Source organism: Streptomyces sp. SP18BB07 (genome assembly GCF_036322545.1).
In the GTDB taxonomy this organism is placed as follows: domain Bacteria; phylum Actinomycetota; class Actinomycetes; order Streptomycetales; family Streptomycetaceae; genus Streptomyces; species Streptomyces deccanensis.
Genome location: NZ_JAQYWT010000319.1, coordinates 323,358 through 342,469, shown reverse-complemented (window position 1 = coordinate 342,469; position 19,112 = coordinate 323,358). Strand labels below are relative to the sequence as shown.

Genomic DNA, 19,112 nt, shown 5'->3' with positions numbered 1-19,112 from the left:
GGTGGGTGCCGCGTACTGGCTGGCCCCGGACGACAAACTGCCCTCCTGGCTGCGTGACTCCCGTACGGCCGTCGTGGAGACCGGCAAGGCGCTCATCGCGTACGACGAGTGGGGCAAGAACCCCTCCCGGGCGGCCGGAGCAGTCACCTTCAACGTCGTGACCACCATCTTCACGGGCGGGGCGGGGGGAGCGGTCGCGGCGACCGGCAAGGCCGGTGCGATCGCGAAGGCCATCTCCTTCGCGGGCAAGGCGGGGCGGATCGTCGACCCGATGACGTACATCGCCAAGGGCATCGGCGGGACCGCCGTCAAGATCAGTGACGTCATGGCCGGGCTACGGGGGATCACGAACGGCACGCACATCAGGCTGGGCGAGGGCACGTACCAGATAGCCGACACCCCGAACCTCGCCGACGACCTTCCGGCCGGCCTCACCCCCGACAACTCCGTCCGCATGACCACCCCCGAGGGCGAGGTCGTCTACCTCGACACCAAGACCCTCGTCATGCACAACGCCGACGGCACGGTACGGGAGTCCCTGGACGCCATCCGGCACGAGCGGACGGCGGAGCAGCGGGCGGGGGAGACCGGGGCTCGGGGGGAGCGCACGCCGGGGGCTCTCGGTGAGCGCGAGTTGGTGGGGGCCGGGGCCGGGACACGGGTGGGGGACGCTGCTGTGGTGGGTGGTCGCGGGGGCGACGGCCTGGGCGGCGGGGCTCGTACCGGCGAAAACCCGCCGCTGGGCCGCGGTGGGGGGCCCGGTGGGGGTAGAGGGCTGGACGATCTCGGGCGTACCGGGGACGACGCGGGGCGGGCGGGTGACGACGCGGCCGGCGACGCGGGCCGCTCCGGCGACGAGGCTGCTGGGGCCGGGGAAGCGGTGGACAACGGCGCCGGGGCCGCGGACGAGGGGCAGCAGGCGCGCGAACGGACCCCCGAAGAGCAGAAGAAGATCATCGAGGATCAGATCAAGAAAGCGAACGATCCCGATCAGACCTGGTTCGAGAAGTTCTACCGTTCCGACGGCCACCGCAAAAGCATCAAGACCCTGGACGAGAACGGGGACGAGTTGCCTGTCCTGGCCAAGGACTCGGACGGCAGCTGGATCGCGAAGGACTCCCTGCCGTCCAAACCGAGTGCGAAGAGCACGCTCGACCCCGGCACATTCGATCGTGGGTCGGTTCGGGCCGACCAGCTCGACCACCTCGACGAGGCGGCCCTGGACCGCAAGGTGTCCAAGGACCTCACCAACGCCGAGCGGGCGTTCAGGGAGGATTCGTCCCCCGAGAACCTGGCGAAGCTCAACGCCGCCCAGGACGCGTTCGACGCGCAGTTGCCAGGACGGCCCAACAACAGCTCGATCGCAGAGGCACTCGGTGAGCAGGCGGCCATGCGGCATGTCATCCCACAGCGCTTCCCCGACGCCCAGTGGATCGATCTACCGAAGACGCCCAATGGCGCGAACATGTTCGACCAGCTCTACCGGCTCGACGACGGCACGCTCGTGATCGCGGAGGCGAAGGCGCCGCAGGCGAATCCGATGTGGCGCAAGGGTGCCGGCGAGGCCAACGGTTGGATGGTGCAGCAGGGCACGCGGCCCTATATCGAGACGATCCTTTTCCAGATGGAGAAGAACTACAAGCTTGAGGCGAGAGACAGCGCGGGCAACACGGTGTTGGACGCCCGAGGGAAGCCGGTGACCAACGGAGACCTCGCAGACCAGATAGCCGAGGCCCTCGAGAGCGGCAAGCTGAAGTACGTCATGGTAAAGGCGACGGAGAATCCAGGCACCTACGCTGGTGCGAAGCTGGAGCACTTCAAGATTGACTAACAGGAGAGAGCCAGTGGTCACGCGCATCCCTCGTCATGACAACCCACCGAGTCTTGCTGCCCATGTCAACACGGCAGCGGGCCTCGAAGCGTTGACAGGGTCGGTGACGAGGGTACTGGAGCGCCTCGAACAGTCGGACATGGCCCGGCGGCGTGCACTGGACACGACGCTGACTTTCGCCATGGCCCGATGCGAGGTGGACCCGGACGCCGAGGAGTTCGAGACCTGGGAGGCCTGGGTCACCGCGATGCAGCTGGGCCACGCGCGGTTCGCCCTGGCCGCCGTGCCTGAGGGCGATACCTTGACATGCCGGATCAGGGAGAAGGAGTGGCGCCTTCCGACCACCGGCCCTCAGCCCTATGTGAACGCCCACCACTGGGTCACCGCCTTCTACCTCGCGCTGATCTGCCGTGAGAACGACCGGCTGGGCGAGCTGGCCCGCGTGCCCGTGTCGCTGTTGCGTGCATCGGGTGCGACGTTCGACGAGTACATCTACTCGTGGGTGGAGACCCTGCAGCGCTTCTGGCTGGGTCAGGACGGGGTCGGCGACCATCTGGTCGCCGCCGTGGACGGCACCGGGCCGGACTCGGCGCGGTGGGCGGACCAGGACTACATGTCCTCGATCCTGTATCCGCCGATCATCCTGTTCTACCGCTACCTGCGTGAGGACCACGAGAAGTTCAACGAGGCGCTGGCCGACGCGCTCCGCTGGCACAAGGAGTACTGGACCGCGAGTGACGACCGGGCCATCAACAGCGACGGTCTCGTCGCCTTCGGCCCGTTGGCCATCGCCTGCCTCGCCCACGACAAGGGGTTCCCCATCGAGGTCGAGTCCGAGTACCTGCCGAAGGCTCTGCTGAAGTTCTCGTGGCGGGGCGAGATCGACATGTGAGCCGACCCGTCGATTACGGGGCGATTCTCGCGGCCTACGATGCCTGGCATGATCCCCCGCACAACTCGCCGGTCGGCGCCGGCCGTGGCTTCCTTGGTCCTCGTACTCACCCTCGCCGGCTGCGGTTCCGGTGAGGAGGCGGGAACCACTGCCGACAAGCCCGCGCCGAGTGTCTCCGCCACCGGCGCCCCCCGGTCCACGCCGTCCCCGACCTCAAGTCTGAACGAGGATGGCACGGTGAAACCGGGGACCCGGGCAAAGCTCGGAGAACCGACGCTGCTCAGATACGAGGGCGGGACGAAGTCGGGCATTCTCGAGGTCACCGTCACCGGTATCGAGAAGGGCGACAGGGCTGATGTGGCCTCGCTGGGGCTGAGCGGCGACGCCGAGAAGATGACGCCGTACTTCGTGCGCGCGACCGTCAAGAACGCGGGCAAGAACGATCTCTCCCATGCCGCTGTCGACCCGCCTGGCGGACTGCTCGACGACGGGACCGCCGCCCGGCAGCTCCTGGTCATCGGGACCTTCGCCACCTGCGACTCCTATCCGAAGACCAAGAGCTTCCCGCCCGGCGCCTCGTACGAGACGTGCGCACCGGTTCTCGCGGACCCCGGCACCGAGGTCACGGGCGCGGTGTGGACGGGTCAGGGCTATCCCGACGCCCCGGCCTCCTCGGGAGTGACATGGACACCGTGAGCGAGTCGGCCCCCTGGGTCTCCGGCTGAGGGAGTGTCAGTGGTCGCGGCTACGTTGAGGGCATGAGTTCTTCTCTGAGCGTGTATCTGCTGGATGTGGCTGCCACTCGGGCGCTCGTCGAGTCCGGTGACCAGCAGTTGTTGGATGTCGTGCGGAGCGAGTTCGGGGACGATCTGGCGCGGGACGACGAGTGGTTCGCGTCCGAGATCCACGACGGGGCGCCGACGGCGTACGAGGCGTTGCGGGCGGTCGTGCACGGGGGGCCGTTCGGTGAGGACAAGGAGCATGCCTTTCAGTTCGGGTATGCGTACAAGCGGCTGTGTTCCCTCACGGGGTCGTTCCTGGACAACAGTTGTTTCACCCCGCACCGCGGCGACTGGCTGTCGGTGGTCGACGAGGGGCTGAGCGCACTCGGAATCACCGCGGTGTCCGTGGAGGAGTTCGGGTACGGAGGTCTGCCGGCACCGCTGCCGTCGACGTACATGCCGGGCTGCGGTGAGTGGACGCACCAGCAGTGTCTGCGGGCGCTGGAGCAGTTCGAGGCGACGAAGGCGACGGGCGCGGAGCCGCCGCCGCTGGAGCCGGAAGTCGTGGAGGCCGTCATGCAGGTCCTTCAGTGGCTGCGGCACGCGGAGTCGCGACCCGGATTCGGGGTGATCGGGTTCAAGTCCTGAGGGCAGCGGATTCCCCCCACCCTCGTAGCCTTCCGGTATGGGTGACTACTACGAGCTTCAGCTCAGTCTCGATCTTCCTGTGTCCCTTCCGGCCGAAGATCTCACCCTGTTGCGCTGGCACTTGGGTGAGGGAGGCGACGACAGGTTCGGGGACAACGGTGACGGAGAGCGCCAAGGCGCGTACGAGTACCCGCTCTTGGCCCAGCGAGGGGCGGCCCGGCGGGTCGGCGGCGCCCTGGTGGGGGAGCTGTGCGGGCGGGAGCGGGGGTGGGCTCTGACGGTGCGGCAGGAGGTGCATCCTGACCAGTTCGACGACCTGCGGCGGCTGGTGGGCTGGCTCGGGGCGCGCACCAGCACGGCAGGGGTCGTGGGGCATGTCCGCTTCTACGAGGAGTGGCTGCCGGAGCTGCTGATCGTGGAGGCCGGTGTCGTGAGCCGTATGACGCCGAGTGCCGGGCTGCGGGCCGACGAAATCTTCGAGCTTCTCTAGCCGGCTCGGTCTGCTGAGGGGGCGGGTGGCCGGCCGGTGTCGCTCTGCTCAGGCTTCCGGCTGCCGCACCGTCGGCTCGAACCCCTCGACCCCCTCGACGAAGTGGTCGAACTCGCCTGCCTGGACGCCCAGTACGAACGCGTCCCACTTGCGGCGGTTCGTCGTCACGACGTTGTCCGGGGCGCTCGTCTCGCGGATGTAGACGGGAGCTTCGGGGTCGTCCTCGCCGTTCCCCTCGCCGAAGGCGAGTTCGATCCAGGGGCCGGGGCCGGTCGCGTCGTCGGGGGCGGCGCGGATCCAGTCGAGGTCCGGGGGGATCTCAGGCACGAGTGGGTTCCTTGTCGAGTTGGAATGCTTGGAGGAGGGCTCGGAGGGAGGACTTCTGCCAGTACGGCTTTATGGGCGTTCCCTCACAGGTCTCGCATCGCATTGTGGATGACTCCCGGGTCTTGGCGGGGAGGGTTGTCGCATACGGCTGTGGTGCCGTTGAGTGATCATTCCCCCGGGGCTGGTGCCGCTCTACACTTGCTGGCGGTGGACTGGCGTGCGGTGAGGGGCGGTTGACGGTGCGTAAGGCGTGGATCGTGGTGATCGCTGCCGGCAGCGCCGGGCTCGCCTTCGTGATGGTGCTGGTCGTGGGCGTCTATCTGGTCGCCGGGAATCTCGCCGCCGGGATCGGCGGTAAGTCGGTCGGACTGGCCAAGGGGGCCGTTCCCGCCGCTTATCAGGCGCTCGTGCAGAAATGGGGCAATCTCTGCGACGCCATCAATCCGGCACTGCTCGCCGCGCAGCTGTACCAGGAGAGCGGGTTCAATCCGAAGGCGCAGAGTCACGCCGCCGCGCAGGGGATCGCGCAATTCATTCCGGGGACCTGGGCCACGCACGGGTTGGACGGTGACGGGGACGGCGACCGTGACGTCTGGGACCCGAATGACGCGATTCCATCGGCCGCTTCGTACGACTGCTCGCTCGCGAAGTACGTGAAGGACGTACCCGGCGATCCGACGGCGAACATGCTCGCTTCCTACAACGCGGGGGCGTACGCCGTCATCAAGTACGGGGGTGTTCCGCCGTACAAGGAGACCCAGAACTACGTGAAGACGATCACCACGCTGTCGGAGAGTTTCGCCGCTCCGACGAGCCGGGTCGATCCGAGCGAGCAGGCGGCCGGGGCCATCGCGTACGCGCAGAAGAAGCTCGGGACGCTGTATCTGTGGGGCGGTACCGGTACCGCTGAGCAGGGCGGACGCTTCGACTGCTCCGGGCTGACGCAGGCGGCGTACAAGAGCGTGGGGATCACGCTGCCGCGGGTCGCGAACGATCAGTACAACGCGGGGCCGCACCCGTCGCGGGACGAGCTGCTGCCCGGGGATCTGGTGTTCTTCTCCGACGACCTCACCAACTCGCGGGCCATTCGGCACGTCGGGATCTATGTCGGAGGTGGATACATGATCGACGCGCCGCGGACGGGCGCGGTCATCCGATTCGACCCGATTGACACCCCCGACTATTTTGGTGCGACCCGGGTGACCGAGGATGGCGCGAAAGCGCTGCCTACGGCGGTCTGACAACGCCGTAATTCTCCGTGAACCACTGCCCTGAGCTGCGCAGACGTGTCTCTCTTCGATAACGTCTGAGTGATCATTCAGTGGAGGGTGGAACGCATTGAGAAGGAGTGTGCGTTCCTATTTGACGTAGCGCGTCGACGCTCACGCGGAAGCACTACGTACACCACGGGGGTGGCAAAGCGCGGCGCACGTACGGGTGCGGTCGCGAGAACGATGACGAAAGGGCCGCAGCACGATGGCTGGACTCGCCGCGCATGCCGCTACCTCACTGGCCGCTGAATCCGGATCGAATCCCGACGTCGAGCTGCTGTACGACATCAATGGTCTGGCCAAGGATGCGCCGACCTGGCTCGACCGGGTGATGGAGTTCGTGGGGGAGTACGGACTCCTCTTCGCGATGGTGCTGCTGATCCTGGGGTGCTGGTGGGGCGTGCGGAAGCGGGGCGGGGAGGATGCCGCCTCGTCCGTGGCCGCGTTGATGTGGGCGCCGCTCGCCGCCGGGATCGCCGTGCTGGTGAACGTGCCGATACGCGGCTTCGTGGAGCGGCCCCGGCCCTTTCTCGATCATGAGGGGCTGGAGGTGCTGGTCTCCGGCAAGACCGACTACTCGTTCGTGAGCGATCACGCGACGCTGATCATGGCGATGGCGGTGGGGCTGTTCGTCGCCAACCGGAAGTTCGGGCTGGTCGGGCTGGTCATCGGGCTGCTGGGTGGGTTCATCCGGGTCTACATGGGTGTGCACTATCCGACCGATGTGATCGGGGGGTTCGCGCTCGGGACCGCGGTCGCGTTGCTGCTGTCGCCGCTTGCCATGGCTCTGCTCACGCCGTTGATGAAGGCGGTGGAGCGTTCGCCTCGGGTGGGGTGGATCGTGCGGGCTCGGGGGCGTGACGGGGGGCGTGCGGTGATTCCGGGGGCGCGGGTCGAGTCGGCGTCCGCGGAGGAGCGGGATCTGGCGGCCTGAGGCTCGCCCGGGATGTCTTTCGCCCCCGCCGCCCCTACCCTTCCCGTCCTCAAGGGGCTGTGCCCCTTTGACCCCCGCTGCCTTGGTTTTCGGGTGCGGGTCCGGTGGGGGCTTGTCGCGCACTTCCCCGCGCCCCCAAAGGCCTGCGGCCTTACAGGGCCTGCGGGAACGTGAAGAAGCGGGTGGGGTCGTACTGCTTCTTGATCGTGGTCAGGCGGGGGGCCGCTTCGCCGTAGTACGCCTTTTTCCAGTTGGTGAGGGTGGCGTCGGTGTAGTTCTGGTAGGCGGCGCCGGAGGCGTGGCGGGACATGGACTTGTGGGCCGTGGTGAGCCAGGACTGGGCCGCCGTGCCGGCCGTGCCGGACTTCCAGGAGGCGAGGTACTGGGCCAGCATCCGGGAGCGGCGGTGGACGAAGGCCGTGGCCGTGGGGGAGACGCGGTTGACCTGGCCGCCGAGGGCGGTCAGGGCGATGCTGCCGGCCCCGCCCTTCACGCCCGTGATCTGGGTCAGCAGGGTCTGGACGCCCGCCGAGGAGATCGAGCGGTCGAAGAAGTCCGAGCGGGCCGCGTACGTCTCCCTGCGCAGCGCGCCCTGCGGGGAGCGGCCCGGGGTCGAGCCGGGGAGGTGGCACTTGGCGTCGGCCGAGAAGGAGCCACAGCCGGCGTAGCCCTCCATGGCGTCCTCGTACGAGCGGCGCTTCAGGGAGACGCTGCGGGCGGGGGTGCCGACGCGGTCGGCGAGGCGGTCGAGGGCGTTCTCCAGGTCGCCGTAGGTGCCGAGGGAGAAGGCGGCGACGGCGACGGTCGGGCTGCCGCCGTTCTCCAGGTGGCAGGAAGACCAGATCTCGTCGGGCTGGGTCGGGCCCCACTCCTGCCAGGCCTTCAGTACGGCGGCGGCCTTGGACCAGGGCCAGGTGAGGTACGCGGTGACGCCCTGGCGGGCCGGGTGGGTCCTGAAGCGGAGTTCGGTGACCACGCCGAAGTTGCCGTTGCCCGCGCCTCGTAGGGCCCAGAAGAGGTCCTTGTTGGTGGTGGCGTTCGCGATCAGTTGCTTGCCGTCCGCCGTGATCAGGGTGGCCTGGGTGAGGCTGTCGCAGGTCAGGCCGTAGGCGCGGGAGGTGACGCCGTGGCCGCCGCCGAGGGTGAGGCCGGAGACGCCCACGGTCGGGCAGGAGCCGGCGGGGATGGTGACGCCCTTCGCGGCGAGGGCGCGGTAGACGTCGATGAGTTTGGAGCCGGCGCCCACGACGGCCTCGTTCGCGGAGGCGCGGACCTTGTTCAGCTTCGAGACGTCTATGACGAGGCGGCCGTTGCCGGAGGACCAGCCGGCGTAGGAGTGGCCGCCGTTGCGGATCGAGACCTTGAGGGCGTGGGCCCTGGCGTAGGCGAGGGTCGTGCGGATGTCGTCGGGGTGGGCGACGTAGGCGACGGCGGTGGGCTTCAGGGTGTCGAAGCGGGTGTTGTAGAGCTGGCGGGCTGTGGGCCAGGACTTGTCGCCGGGGCGGATGAGGGGGCCGTCCAGGTCTCGGGCTAGGGCGGACCAGTTGGTGGGGGTGGTGTGGGTGCCGGTGCCTGTGTGGGTGCCGGTGGTGGTCGTGGTGGCCCTGGTGCGGAGGGAGGTGTCTGTGGCGCTGGTGCCGGGGGTGGGAGTGGGGGTGGTGCAGGCGGAGGTGGTGAGGGTGGTGAGGGCGGCTGCGCCGCCGAGGAATGTGCGCCGTTCCATGTGGGTCTCCCGGTGCGCCGTACGTGGGTTCGTGGAACGAGACGGGGTTGGTGGGGTGCGGGTTCCCAGGATCCGCCCCCGCCGCCCCTACCCGTCCCATCCCCCAGGGGCTGAGCCCCTTCAACCCCCTCCCGGGCTGCGCCCCTCGCCCCGCCGCCTCCCTCCTGGGGCTGCGCCCCGGCGCCTCATGGCCGGGGCTGTGCGTGCGGCTGCGGGTGCGTCGTGGCTGGTCGCGCAGTTCCTCGCGCCCCTGAGGGGGTTGGGGTGCGTGTGCGGCTGCGGGTGTGTTGTGGCTGGGCGCGCGGTTTCTCGCGCCCCTGGCGGGGCGCTGCGGGTCTGTGCTCTCGGTCGGGGGCTCGCGGGAGTGGGGTGGGGGGTTTTCGGGGGGTGCGGGCGTGGAGTGAGGGGCTTTGGGGGATGGTTTCTCTCTGTAGCTGGATGGGTGCGGAGTGTTACGGCGTGGAGAGGGGTGGTGCGGCATCGGGATCCTCACGTGTTCTACCCGTAAGCGTTCCGTGACCTCACCGCACTGTCGGCAGGGGTTCACTCGCCGTTCACTTCCGTCCATTGGCGGCTTCACCTGATCTGCCTAATTTCGGCCTTACCCGGTGCGGGATGTGGACCGAAATGCGGCCTCGCAGCCCGTGACGACAGCAGTCTGAGGGACCGAAGGCTCGTTGGAACGGGTCCCGAGGCTGATACGACGACTTCGCACGCCGCCATGTGGACGGCGGCTCCTGGAAGGAACCCCCGAAAGTGAAGCTTCAGCGCAAGAACCGGCTGCGCGCCCTTTCTCTCGGTGCTGTCGCCCTCACCGGCGCCCTGACCCTCACCGCGTGCGGGTCCGACGACACCAGTGGTGGCGCGAGCGGCACGGGCGAGAGCACGGCCGCCGCCGGCAACATCGACTGCGGCGACGCCAAGGGCCAGCTGCTGGCCGATGGCTCCTCCGCGCAGAAGAACGCGATCGACGCCTGGGTGGCCCAGTACCAGGGCGCCTGCAAGGACGTCGTGATCAACTACAAGGGCAGCGGTTCGGGCGCGGGTATCACCGCGTTCACCCAGGGCCAGGTCGCCTTCGCGGGCTCCGACTCGGCGCTCAAGCCCGAAGAGGTCACGGCCTCCAAGGAGGTCTGCTCCGGCGGCCAGGGCATCGACCTGCCGATGGTCGGCGGTCCGATCGCCGTCGGTTACAACGTCCCGGGTGTCGACAACCTGGTCCTGGACGCCAAGACCCTCGCCCTGATCTTCGACAGCAAGATCACCAACTGGAACGACGAGGCGATCGCGAAGCTGAACCCCGACGCCAAGCTGCCCGACCTCAAGATCCAGGCCTTCCACCGCTCGGACGAGTCCGGCACCACGGACAACTTCACCAAGTACCTGATCGCCGCGGCCCCCGACGACTGGAAGTACGAGGGCGGCAAGGCCTGGCAGGCCAAGGGCGGCCAGTCCGCGCAGGGCTCCTCCGGTGTCGCGCAGGGCGTGAAGGAGACCAAGGGCGCCATCTCCTACATGGAGCTCTCCTACGCCAAGGACGGCATCACCACGGTCGACGTGAAGACCGAGGCCGCCGAGCCGGTCAAGGCGACCGTCGAGAACGCCACCAAGGCCATCTCCGAGGCCCAGGTCGTCGGCACGGGCAAGGACCTCGCGCTGAAGCTGAACTACAAGCCCACCGCCGAGGGCGCCTACCCGATCACCCTCGTCACCTACGAGATCGTCTGTGACAAGGGCAACAAGGCGGACACCCTGCCCGCCACCAAGTCCTTCCTCACCTACATCGCGTCCGAGGACGGCCAGGCGCTGCTCTCCGAGGCCGGGTACGCCCCGATGCCCGAGGAGATCATCACCAAGGTCCGTAAGACCATCTCGGAACTGAGCTGACCTGAGTGCGGCCCAGCCCCCACCGGGACTGGGCCGCACCGTCCGGTGCACCGCCGCCAGGAGTCTTCCGCCACCGCGGGCGGCTCCGCCCCGAGCCGCCGCCCCCACGGCGACGGCTCCGCAGACCGGAGAACCTGATGGACATATCGATCAAAGACACTCCCGCACCCCACACCCCACCGACGTCCGAGAGCGCCGAGGACAAGCGAACCGCCCGCGGCGTGACGCGCCCCGGTGACCGGGTGTTCCTCGGCCTTTCGCGCGGGTCCGGCATCTTCCTGCTGGTGATCATGGCGGCCATCGCCGTCTTCCTCAGCTACCGTGCCGCGCTCGCCATCAGCAAGGACGAGGCCAACTTCTTCACCACCTTCGAGTGGAACCCGACCGGCTCCCCGCCGGTGTTCGGCATCGCGGTCCTGGCCTTCGGCACCGTCGTCTCGTCGGTCATCGCGATGGTCATCGCGGTCCCGGTCGCGGTAGGCATCGCGCTCTTCATCACGCACTACGCCCCGCGCAAGCTCGGCGGCCCCATCGCGTACGTGATCGACCTGCTCGCCGCCGTGCCGTCCATCGTGTACGGCCTCTGGGGCATCCTGGTCCTCGTACCGCAGCTCGACGGGCTCTACGGCTGGCTGAACGACTACCTCGGCTGGACCGGCATCCTCGAGTGGCAGGGTGGCGCTCCCCGCTCGATGCTCACCGTCGGCATCCTGCTCGCGATCATGATCCTGCCGATCATCACCAACGTGAGCCGTGAGGTCTTCCGCCAGGTCCCGCGGATGCACGAGGAGGCCGCGCTGGCCCTCGGCGCCACCCGCTGGGAGGTCATCCGCATGGCGGTGCTGCCCTTCGGGCGCTCCGGTGTCATCTCCGCCTCGATGCTCGGCCTCGGCCGCGCGCTCGGCGAGACGATGGCCGTGGCGATGGTCCTGTCGTCCAGCTTCGAGATCAACCTCAGCCTGCTCGACCCGGGCGGCGGCACCTTCGCCCAGAACATCGCCAGCAAGTTCAGCGAGGCCACCGAGATGGGCCGCGACGCCCTCATCGCCTCCGGTCTGGTCCTGTTCGTCATCACCCTGCTGGTCAACGGCGCGGCCCGCCTGATCATCGCCCGCCGCAAGGAGTTCTCGGGGGCCAACGCATGAGCAACGCAACTCTCACCCCGAAGGGCCCGAGCACGCTGCGTGCCGCGTCCCTGCCCAAGTGGTTCCCGTGGGCGGTCGCCGCCGGCTCGGTCCTGCTGGGCCTCGGCATCAGCGCCGCGGCCGGCCTCGACAGCTCCATCCAGTGGGCCCTGATCGCCGGCATCCTCTTCGTCCTCGGCTCGTACGTCATCGCCGCGCGCGTCGAGGGCAAGCGTCAGGCCAAGGACCGGGTGGCCACCAGCCTGGTCTGGGTCGCGTTCCTGCTCGCGGTGCTCCCGCTGGCGTCCCTCATCTGGGAGACCGTCAGCCGCGGTGTGAAGGTCCTCGACGGCTACTTCCTCACCCACTCGATGGGTGTGGTCGCCGTCTCCCAGCCCGGCGGCGGTATCTACCACGCCATTCTCGGCACCCTGGAGCAGGTCGGCATCGCCGCCGTCATCTCCGTGCCGATCGGTGTGCTGACCGCGATCTACCTGGTCGAGTACGGCCGGGGCCGGCTCGCCAAGGCCGTCACCTTCTTCGTCGACGTCATGACGGGCATCCCGTCGATCGTCGCGGGTCTGTTCGTCCTCAGTACCTGGATCCTGATCCTGGGCATGGGCCCCTCCGGCTTCGCCGGCGCGATGGCGCTGACCATCCTGATGCTGCCGGTCGTCGTCCGCTCCACCGAGGAGATGCTCAAGCTCGTCCCGAACGAGCTGCGCGAGGCCTCGCTGGCGCTGGGCGTGCCCAAGTGGCGCACCATCCTCAAAATCGTGCTGCCGACCGCGATCGGTGGTATCACGACAGGTGTGATGCTCGCCATCGCCCGTATCGCCGGTGAGACCGCTCCGGTCCTGCTCCTGGTGTGGGGTTCGAACTACATCAACGCGAACCCCTTCTCCGACCCGCAGGCCTCGCTGCCGATGTACATCTATCTGCAGTTCCAGCAGAGCGGCGGTTCCGGAGCGGCGTACGACCGTGCGTGGGCGGCGTCGCTGACGCTGATCGCCTTCATCATGATCCTGAACCTGGCGGCCCGCGGCATCGCCCGCTGGAAGTCCCCACGATGACAATCCCGCGGCTGCGACGCCGCGCGCCCGGTCGCTGACGCGGCCACCCAGCGACCAGATCCCCGAATTCCGCGCGAATTCCTCGCGAAAGAAGCAGTGATTCCCATGGCCAAGCGAATCGACGTCAGCGGCCTCAACGCCTACTACAGCTCCTTCCGCGCCATCGAGGACATCTCGATGGCCATCGAGCCCCGGACCGTGACGGCCTTCATCGGCCCCTCCGGCTGCGGCAAGTCCACGTTCCTGCGCACGCTGAACCGGATGCACGAGGTCACGCCCGGCGGCCGTGTCGAGGGCAAGGTCATGCTCGACGACGAGAACCTGTACGGCGCCGGGGTCGACCCGGTCTCCGTGCGGCGTGAGGTCGGCATGGTCTTCCAGCGTCCGAACCCGTTCCCCACGATGTCGATCTACGACAACGTGGCGGCGGGCCTGAAGCTGGTCGGCGGCAAGAAGAAGTCCGAGATGGACGACGTCGTCGAGAAGTCCCTCAAGGGCGCGAACCTCTGGAACGAGGTCAAGGACCGTCTGAACAAGCCGGGCTCCGGTCTCTCCGGTGGTCAGCAGCAGCGGCTGTGCATCGCCCGCGCCATCGCGGTCGAGCCGAAGGTGCTGCTCATGGACGAGCCGTGCTCCGCGCTGGACCCGATCTCGACGCTGGCCATCGAGGACCTCATCGGTGAGCTGAAGGAGCGCTTCACGATCGTCATCGTGACGCACAACATGCAGCAGGCGGCGCGTGTCTCCGACCGTACGGCGTTCTTCAACCTCGCCGCCGTCGGGCAGCCGGGCAAGCTGATCGAGATAGACGACACGGAGCGGATCTTCTCCAACCCGTCCGTCCAGGCCACGGAGGACTACATCTCCGGCCGTTTCGGCTGAGTCCCCGCCGGCGTCGTTCCGGCCGACCTCCCAAGACCCCTCGCGGTGCTGCATGGCGGTGCCGCCGCGAGGTAGATAAAGGGCCCGCCCCCGGCTCCCGGGGGCGGGCCCGTCGGCTTTCGGGGCCGGTCCGTCGGCGATCGCGCAGGCCCGTCGGTCTCGGGCGCGTGACCTCGGTCGGGCGGGGTCGTTGGCGCTTTCGGGGGTCGGCGACGGGAGGGGAGTCCGTTGGGACGGGCGGTGTGTCTGCGGGCCGACGGCATCCACAAGGCGTACGGGCGGACGAAGGTGTTGCGCGGGGTGTCGCTGGAGGTGCCGGCGGGGGCCGTGGTGGGGGTCGTGGGGGAGAACGGGGCGGGCAAGAGCACCCTGTTGCGGGTGCTCGTCGGGGAGTTGACGGCGGACGCGGGGACGGTGGAGCGGGCCGGGCCGCTCGGGTACTGCCCCCAGCACGCGGTGGTCAACGACCGGCTCACCGTCGAGCAGCATCTGCGGTTCTTCCAGGTCGCCTACCGGCTCGACGACCTGCGGACGGCGCACCGGCTGCTGGAGGTCCTGTCCTTCGAGCGGTGCCGGGGCCGGCGGGTGGGCACCCTGAGCGGGGGCACCCGACAGAAGCTCAACCTCACGCTCGCGCTGATGCACGACCCGCCGATCCTGGTCCTCGACGAGCCCTACCAGGGCTTCGACTGGGAGACCTACCAGCGGTTCTGGGAGCTGACGGCGGAGCTGCGCGAGGCGGGCCGGTCCGTCCTCGTCGTCTCGCACATCGCCCACGACAGGGACCGCTTCGACACGATCGGCCATCTCCACGAGGGGGTCGTCGAGGAGAGGTCGGCGGGGTGAGCCGACGCGGGGAGGCATTCCGTACGGCGCTCTGGTTCGAGGTCGTCGGGCACGGCCGGAACCGGTTGGCGATCACGCTGGCGGTGGGGTTCCTGCCGTTCCAGAACCGGATGTTCCACGCGGTCGCCCGCCCCGGCGAGATCCGCTTCCGGCTGGGCGCTCTCTCCCGTGACGTGGTCGCCGTCGCCGACCATGTGAACCAGCTCTCCGGGGCCCTGCACGCCGTCACCATGATCGTCGGGCTGACGATGTTCATGGCGTCGTTCAAGACGGGCGCGTTCGACCGGCGGCTGGTGCTGGCCGGGTTCCCGCGCACCTCGCTCGTCGCGGCCAGGTTCGTCGGCCTGTGCACGGTGTCGGCCCTGCTCGCGCTGTACGCGGCGCTGGTGCAGTGGCTGGCCTGGCCGGTGGAGCGGTTCTGGGGCATGACCCTGGCGCTGTTCGTCGCCGGACTCGTCTACGGCGGCCTCGGCATCCTGCTCGGGGCGCTGGTGCGGGGCGAGCTGGAGGGCATGTTCACCGTGGTCATGGCGAGTCTGGTCGACATGGGGCTGCAGAACCCGATCACCAACCCCGCCGCCGACCAGTCGGGGCTGTGGGCGTTGCCGAGCTACGGGCCGGTGCAGGCGGCGACGGCGGCCGGGGTCACCGCCACGTACCCGGTCGCGCATCTGCTGCTCGGGCTCGTCTGGGCGGTGACCGCCTCGGCGGCCGGACTGCTCGCCTTCGCCGTGCGTACCTGGTCGTACGCCCCGTCGCGTACGGGTCCGGCGCGGGTGCCCCGGCAGCGGGAGGGCGGGCCGCGGGCCTCCGCCGACACCCCGTGAGGCCGGGGCGGGGCGGACGCCGTGCGGTCAGAGAACCGCCAGGTTCACGATCCAGAAGCTCGTCGCGGCGACCAGGGCCGCGGCCGGCATCGTGATGAACCAGCCGAGGATGATGTTCTTGGCGACGCCCCAGCGGACGGCGTTGATGCGCTTGGTGGCGCCGACGCCCATGATCGCCGAGGTGATGATGTGGGTCGTGGAGATGGGGGCCTTGAAGATGAAGGCCGTGATGAACATGATCGACGCGCCGGTGGTCTCGGCGGCGAAGCCCTGCGGCGGGTCGAGTTCGATGATCTTCCGGCCCAGGGTGCGCATGATGCGCCAGCCGCCCGCGTAGGTGCCGAGGGAGAGCATGACCGCGCAGGCGATCTTCACCCAGACCGGGATCGGGTCGCCGTAGTCCTCGACATCCGCGATGACCAGGGCCATCACGACGATGCCCATCGTCTTCTGGGCGTCCTGGAGACCGTGGCCGAGGGCCATGCCGGCCGCCGAGACGGTCTGCGCTATGCGGAAACCGCGCTTCGCCTTGTGCGGGTTGGCGCGGCGGAAGATCCACATGATGCCCGTCATCACCAGGTAGCCGACGACCAGGCCGACCACCGGGGAGATGAACATCGGGATGACGACCTTCTCCAGCACGCCGGACCAGTAGACCGTCGTACCGCCGGCGAGGGCCGCGCCGACCATACCGCCGAAGAGGGCGTGCGAGGAGGACGACGGAAGGCCGAAGTACCAGGTGATCAGGTTCCAGGTGATCGCGCCGACCAGGGCCGCGAAGAGAATGCCCATCCCCTTGGAGCCCTCGGGCGTGGAGATCAGGCCCTCGCTGACCGTCTTGGCGACGCCGCTGCCGAGGAACGCGCCGACGAGGTTCATCACCGCGGCCATCGCGAGGGCCGCGCGCGGCGTCAGCGCACGCGTCGACACCGAGGTCGCGATGGCGTTCGCGGAGTCGTGGAAGCCGTTGGTGTACGTGAAGAAGAGCGCGACGCCGATGGTCACGACCAGAGCGAAGGTGTCCATGAAGGGTTCAGGACTCCTTGACGGCGATCGTCTCCACCGTGTTGGCCACGTGCTCGAAGGCGTCCGCCGCCTCCTCCAGCACATCCACGATCTGCTTGAGCTTGAGGACCTCGATGGCCTCGTACTTGCCGTTGAAGAGCATGGCCAGCAGCTTGCGGTGGATCTGGTCGGCCTGGTTCTCCAGGCGGTTGACCTCGATCCAGTACTCGGTGAGGTTGTCCATGGTGCGGAGGTTGGGCATCGCCTCGGCCGTCAGTTCGGCCGCGCGCGCCAGGACCTCGATCTGCTGCTCGACGCCCTTGGGGAGTTCCTCGACGTTGTAGAGGACGACCAGGTCGACGGCCTCCTCCATGAAGTCCATGATGTCGTCGAGGGAGGACGCGAGGTTGTAGATGTCCTCGCGGTCGAAGGGCGTGATGAACGAGGAGTTCAGCTGGTGGAAGATCGCGTGTGTGGCGTCGTCACCGGCGTGTTCCGCTGCCCGCATCCGCTCCGCGATCTCGGCCCGGGCGGAAGCGTCCGCCCCGAGCAGTTCCATCAGGAGCTTCGAGCCCGTGACGATGTTGTCCGCGGAGGCGGCGAACATGTCGTAGAAGCTCGTCTCCCTGGGGGTCAGACGAAAGCGCACGTGGGGTCCTCGGTATGCATGGGTTTCGGTCAGGCTGATGCTAGGCGCATCATCCGGCCACGGCTAATGGGCCGTCCCCCAGTGTCGCCCATCAGGAAGACCGGTCGGCATGGGGGCTGCCCGCAGGGCGTATACCCGCCAAAGTTCGATACGATATACCCGGTAGGGGTATATGTCTGGAGGCTGCGATGACGACCACAGGGGCCGGAGCCGAAGTGCCCTCCGCGGTGGACGGTGTGGAGCCGGGTGCGGAGCCGGTGGTGGTGACCGACCACGACCGTGGAATCCACGGGTATCACAAGGAGAAGGACGAACACCTGAAGCGCCTGAGGCGCATCGAGGGGCAGATTCGCGGGCTCCAGCGGATGGTCGACGAGGATGTCTACTGCATCGACATACTCACCCAGGTCTCCGCGTCGACCAAGGCACTGCAGTCCTTCGCGCTGCAGTTGCTGGAGGAACATCTGCGGCACTGCGTCGCCGACGCCGCGCTGAAGGGCGGCGCCGAGATCGACGCGAAGGTGGAGGAGGCCACGAAGGCGATCGGCCGGCTGCTGCGCACCTGAGGGACCGAGGGCGGCCGGGGGCCCGTCGACGGGGGTCGCTTTTCGGCCACCGGGTACGGGCTCCCCGTGCGGGCTCCCGCCGCGGGTGCCCGCTAACGGGGCGGTTGGCGGGGCGGTTCGCTCCCGTGGGTGTGTTCTTCCCGGACGCGCAGGACCTCGTCGATGCGGTCGGGGCTGAGGCGGTCGCCGTCGGTGGTGGAGGCCGCGATGATGAGGTCGCCGCAGAGCTCGATCTCGGCGAGGGCCACGTGGTCCTGAACCGCCGTACCGCCTGCCGGAGCCACGCGCATCACCTCTTCTCTGCCGTCACCGACTCCTAGGGTAGGCAGCGGCCCACAGCCCGCGCATGGCACCAACGGACCATTTCCGGCCCCGCGCCGTCGGCCACGCCCGGGGCTACTCCTCCGCGATCTTCCCGGCGTAGATGTCCTCGGGCCGCGGCAGTCGTACGGCGACGGGGACGCCGAAGTCGAACAGCAGGGTCGTCGAGGCGACCGCGACGGTGCCCTGGTCACCGCCGTTGACGAAGCTGAAGCGGTGGCGGACCTTGCGGATGCGGCCCTCGTCGTCGAGGTAGGCGTCGAAGGGGACGCGGGCCGTGGCGAAGCCCCGGGCTGCGGCGCGCAGCGGGGCCCTGTTGCCCTCGGAGGCGGCGCGGGAGGCGGTATCGAGGTCGGCGGTGCCGCGGTAGTGGCGGACCCGGACGCCGTCCACCTCGGTCTCCCCGACGAACTGCGCCGTGCGCGCCCCGCGCAGCACCTCGGCCGCCGCGAACGGGTCGGTGGCGCCGCCGGTGACCAGATTGCCGTCGGAGAGGGCGCCCGTGTCGACGCGGACCCATTTGTCGGCGGGGACACCCGCGCCCCGGTTCTTCATGAACAGGGCGCCGGGGGCGAGGAGTTCGGTGATCGGGCGGTGCTCGCTGCGGCCGGCGGGGTCGTGCGGCAGCAGCACCTTGAGCCGGCCGAGCTGTCTGCCGTAGTCGTAGACGCCCTCGCCGTGGATGGTCACCCGGGTGCCGCCGGTGGCCATCTCCATCTCCGTACGGGCTTTGGAGCTGCCCGCGCGGACCAGGGTGGGGGCGGCGCGGTGCATGAGGTCGACCGGGTCGGAGGGGAGGGCGTCGTCGGTGAGGCCGCGGAGGGCGCAGCCGGTGACGCCGGTCGCGCCGGCGATGAGTCCCGCCGCGACGAGAGCCGCGCCCGTCCTGCTGTGCCGCGCCGTCACCATCGCCTGCCGATCCCCTGCCGGGTTTGCCGGGTTCCTGTGGTCGTTTCGGATAACGACGGTTGGGGGAGGTCGTCACGCCGGGCGCGTGAGGGGTGGGGGAGGGGCGCCTGAGGGGGTGGGGGTGTCCGGTTCGTCGGCGAGTGCGGGTGCGTCGGGGTTGCTCGCGCAGTTCCCCGCGCCCCTTG

The 19,112-nt window shown here is 68.9% G+C and carries 20 protein-coding genes; 14 read left to right on the top strand and 6 right to left on the bottom strand.

Features of this window, described 5'->3' with window-relative positions:
* The 5 genes from PUR53_RS23730 to PUR53_RS23710 all read left to right on the top strand — a co-directional run.
* Positions 1 to 1,831 (top strand): hypothetical protein (locus tag PUR53_RS23730; protein WP_329909577.1); only part of this gene is annotated, 1,831 nt, incomplete at its 5' end.
* 103 nt (positions 1,832 to 1,934) lie between these two features.
* Complete coding sequence (locus tag PUR53_RS23725; protein ID WP_329900087.1) at positions 1,935 to 2,723, top strand: immunity 49 family protein; 789 nt, start codon at positions 1,935 to 1,937, stop codon at positions 2,721 to 2,723.
* A 48-nt stretch (positions 2,724 to 2,771) separates the two neighbouring features.
* Positions 2,772 to 3,419 (top strand): hypothetical protein, encoded by a 648-nt coding sequence (locus PUR53_RS23720; RefSeq protein ID WP_329909576.1) that lies wholly within the window; start codon positions 2,772 to 2,774, stop codon positions 3,417 to 3,419.
* 62 nt (positions 3,420 to 3,481) lie between these two features.
* The gene (locus PUR53_RS23715) at positions 3,482 to 4,093 is read left to right on the top strand and encodes a DUF7691 family protein (protein ID WP_329909575.1); all 612 of its coding nucleotides are present in this window, start codon (positions 3,482 to 3,484) and stop codon (positions 4,091 to 4,093) included.
* 37 nt (positions 4,094 to 4,130) lie between these two features.
* Positions 4,131 to 4,583 carry a hypothetical protein gene (locus PUR53_RS23710; RefSeq protein ID WP_329909573.1) on the top strand — a complete coding sequence of 151 codons (453 nt, stop codon included), beginning with the start codon at positions 4,131 to 4,133 and terminating at the stop codon, positions 4,581 to 4,583.
* 48 nt (positions 4,584 to 4,631) lie between these two features.
* Here the strand turns inward: PUR53_RS23710 and PUR53_RS23705 are convergent, their stop codons facing one another.
* Entirely contained in the window at positions 4,632 to 4,910 is a 279-nt protein-coding gene (locus tag PUR53_RS23705; protein ID WP_329900083.1) for a DUF397 domain-containing protein, read from the bottom strand.
* A gap of 233 nt (positions 4,911 to 5,143) precedes the next feature.
* On the opposite strand from PUR53_RS23705, the gene PUR53_RS23700 reads away from it, so the two are divergent.
* Together PUR53_RS23700 and PUR53_RS23695 are read left to right on the top strand one after the other, a co-directional pair.
* Positions 5,144 to 6,151: a C40 family peptidase gene (locus PUR53_RS23700; RefSeq protein WP_329900082.1), complete on the top strand. Its 1,008-nt coding sequence runs from the start codon at positions 5,144 to 5,146 to the stop codon at positions 6,149 to 6,151.
* Positions 6,152 to 6,386: 235 nt separating this feature from the next.
* Complete coding sequence (locus PUR53_RS23695; RefSeq protein ID WP_329909572.1) at positions 6,387 to 7,115, top strand: phosphatase PAP2 family protein; 729 nt, start codon at positions 6,387 to 6,389, stop codon at positions 7,113 to 7,115.
* Between the two features lie 151 nt (positions 7,116 to 7,266).
* On the opposite strand, the gene PUR53_RS23690 is transcribed toward PUR53_RS23695, so the two are convergent.
* Positions 7,267 to 8,838, bottom strand: a complete 1,572-nt coding sequence (locus PUR53_RS23690; RefSeq protein WP_329909571.1) for an FAD-binding oxidoreductase — start codon at positions 8,836 to 8,838, stop codon at positions 7,267 to 7,269.
* Positions 8,839 to 9,594: 756 nt separating this feature from the next.
* Here PUR53_RS23690 and pstS point away from each other — a divergent pair.
* From pstS to PUR53_RS23660, 6 genes are all read left to right on the top strand, one after another.
* Positions 9,595 to 10,725: a phosphate ABC transporter substrate-binding protein PstS gene (gene pstS / locus PUR53_RS23685; RefSeq protein ID WP_329909569.1), complete on the top strand. Its 1,131-nt coding sequence runs from the start codon at positions 9,595 to 9,597 to the stop codon at positions 10,723 to 10,725.
* Positions 10,726 to 10,862: 137 nt separating this feature from the next.
* Entirely contained in the window at positions 10,863 to 11,870 is a 1,008-nt protein-coding gene (gene pstC / locus PUR53_RS23680; protein ID WP_329909567.1) for a phosphate ABC transporter permease subunit PstC, read from the top strand.
* A complete protein-coding gene (gene pstA / locus PUR53_RS23675; protein ID WP_329909566.1) occupies positions 11,867 to 12,922 on the top strand; it encodes a phosphate ABC transporter permease PstA in 1,056 nt (351 codons plus the stop codon). The genes pstC and pstA overlap by 4 nt, the downstream gene beginning before the upstream one ends.
* 105 nt (positions 12,923 to 13,027) lie before the next feature.
* Complete coding sequence (gene pstB, locus PUR53_RS23670; RefSeq protein WP_239755628.1) at positions 13,028 to 13,804, top strand: phosphate ABC transporter ATP-binding protein PstB; 777 nt, start codon at positions 13,028 to 13,030, stop codon at positions 13,802 to 13,804.
* Between the two features lie 228 nt (positions 13,805 to 14,032).
* Positions 14,033 to 14,650 carry an ABC transporter ATP-binding protein gene (locus PUR53_RS23665; protein WP_329900076.1) on the top strand — a complete coding sequence of 206 codons (618 nt, stop codon included), beginning with the start codon at positions 14,033 to 14,035 and terminating at the stop codon, positions 14,648 to 14,650.
* Entirely contained in the window at positions 14,647 to 15,477 is an 831-nt protein-coding gene (locus PUR53_RS23660) for an ABC transporter permease (RefSeq protein WP_329900075.1), read from the top strand. Before PUR53_RS23665 ends, PUR53_RS23660 begins: the two co-directional genes overlap by 4 nt.
* 27 nt (positions 15,478 to 15,504) lie before the next feature.
* Here the strand turns inward: PUR53_RS23660 and PUR53_RS23655 are convergent, their stop codons facing one another.
* A complete protein-coding gene (locus PUR53_RS23655; RefSeq protein ID WP_329900074.1) occupies positions 15,505 to 16,503 on the bottom strand; it encodes an inorganic phosphate transporter in 999 nt (332 codons plus the stop codon).
* Between the two features lie 7 nt (positions 16,504 to 16,510).
* The gene (locus PUR53_RS23650; protein WP_045555910.1) at positions 16,511 to 17,131 is read right to left on the bottom strand and encodes a DUF47 domain-containing protein; all 621 of its coding nucleotides are present in this window, start codon (positions 17,129 to 17,131) and stop codon (positions 16,511 to 16,513) included.
* Positions 17,132 to 17,319: 188 nt separating this feature from the next.
* Between PUR53_RS23650 and PUR53_RS23645 the strand changes: the two genes are divergently transcribed.
* On the top strand, positions 17,320 to 17,697 hold the full coding sequence (locus tag PUR53_RS23645) for a metal-sensitive transcriptional regulator (protein ID WP_329900073.1): 378 nt from the start codon (positions 17,320 to 17,322) through the stop codon (positions 17,695 to 17,697).
* 92 nt (positions 17,698 to 17,789) lie between these two features.
* Here the strand turns inward: PUR53_RS23645 and PUR53_RS23640 are convergent, their stop codons facing one another.
* Together PUR53_RS23640 and PUR53_RS23635 are read right to left on the bottom strand one after the other, a co-directional pair.
* Positions 17,790 to 17,987, bottom strand: coding sequence for a hypothetical protein (locus PUR53_RS23640; protein ID WP_329900072.1), 198 nt, complete (start codon positions 17,985 to 17,987; stop codon positions 17,790 to 17,792).
* A 106-nt stretch (positions 17,988 to 18,093) separates the two neighbouring features.
* Entirely contained in the window at positions 18,094 to 18,927 is an 834-nt protein-coding gene (locus tag PUR53_RS23635) for a hypothetical protein (RefSeq protein WP_329900071.1), read from the bottom strand.
* Between the last annotated feature and the right edge of the window lie 185 nt (positions 18,928 to 19,112).

Excerpts from the sequence above, each read along its gene's own strand:
- PUR53_RS23710 (WP_329909573.1), top strand. The coding sequence starts at position 4,131 with ATGGGTGACTACTACGAGCTTCAGCTCAGTCTCGATCTTCCTGTGTCC.
- pstA (WP_329909566.1), top strand. The coding sequence starts at position 11,867 with ATGAGCAACGCAACTCTCACCCCGAAGGGCCCGAGCACGCTGCGTGCC.
- PUR53_RS23640 (WP_329900072.1), bottom strand. The coding sequence starts at position 17,987 with ATGCGCGTGGCTCCGGCAGGCGGTACGGCGGTTCAGGACCACGTGGCC.
- PUR53_RS23655 (WP_329900074.1), bottom strand. The coding sequence starts at position 16,503 with ATGGACACCTTCGCTCTGGTCGTGACCATCGGCGTCGCGCTCTTCTTC.
- PUR53_RS23635 (WP_329900071.1), bottom strand. The coding sequence starts at position 18,927 with ATGGTGACGGCGCGGCACAGCAGGACGGGCGCGGCTCTCGTCGCGGCG.
- PUR53_RS23645 (WP_329900073.1), top strand. The coding sequence starts at position 17,320 with ATGACGACCACAGGGGCCGGAGCCGAAGTGCCCTCCGCGGTGGACGGT.
- pstB (WP_239755628.1), top strand. The coding sequence starts at position 13,028 with ATGGCCAAGCGAATCGACGTCAGCGGCCTCAACGCCTACTACAGCTCC.
- PUR53_RS23695 (WP_329909572.1), top strand. The coding sequence starts at position 6,387 with ATGGCTGGACTCGCCGCGCATGCCGCTACCTCACTGGCCGCTGAATCC.
- PUR53_RS23690 (WP_329909571.1), bottom strand. The coding sequence starts at position 8,838 with ATGGAACGGCGCACATTCCTCGGCGGCGCAGCCGCCCTCACCACCCTC.
- PUR53_RS23720 (WP_329909576.1), top strand. The coding sequence starts at position 2,772 with ATGATCCCCCGCACAACTCGCCGGTCGGCGCCGGCCGTGGCTTCCTTG.
- PUR53_RS23715 (WP_329909575.1), top strand. The coding sequence starts at position 3,482 with ATGAGTTCTTCTCTGAGCGTGTATCTGCTGGATGTGGCTGCCACTCGG.
- pstC (WP_329909567.1), top strand. The coding sequence starts at position 10,863 with ATGGACATATCGATCAAAGACACTCCCGCACCCCACACCCCACCGACG.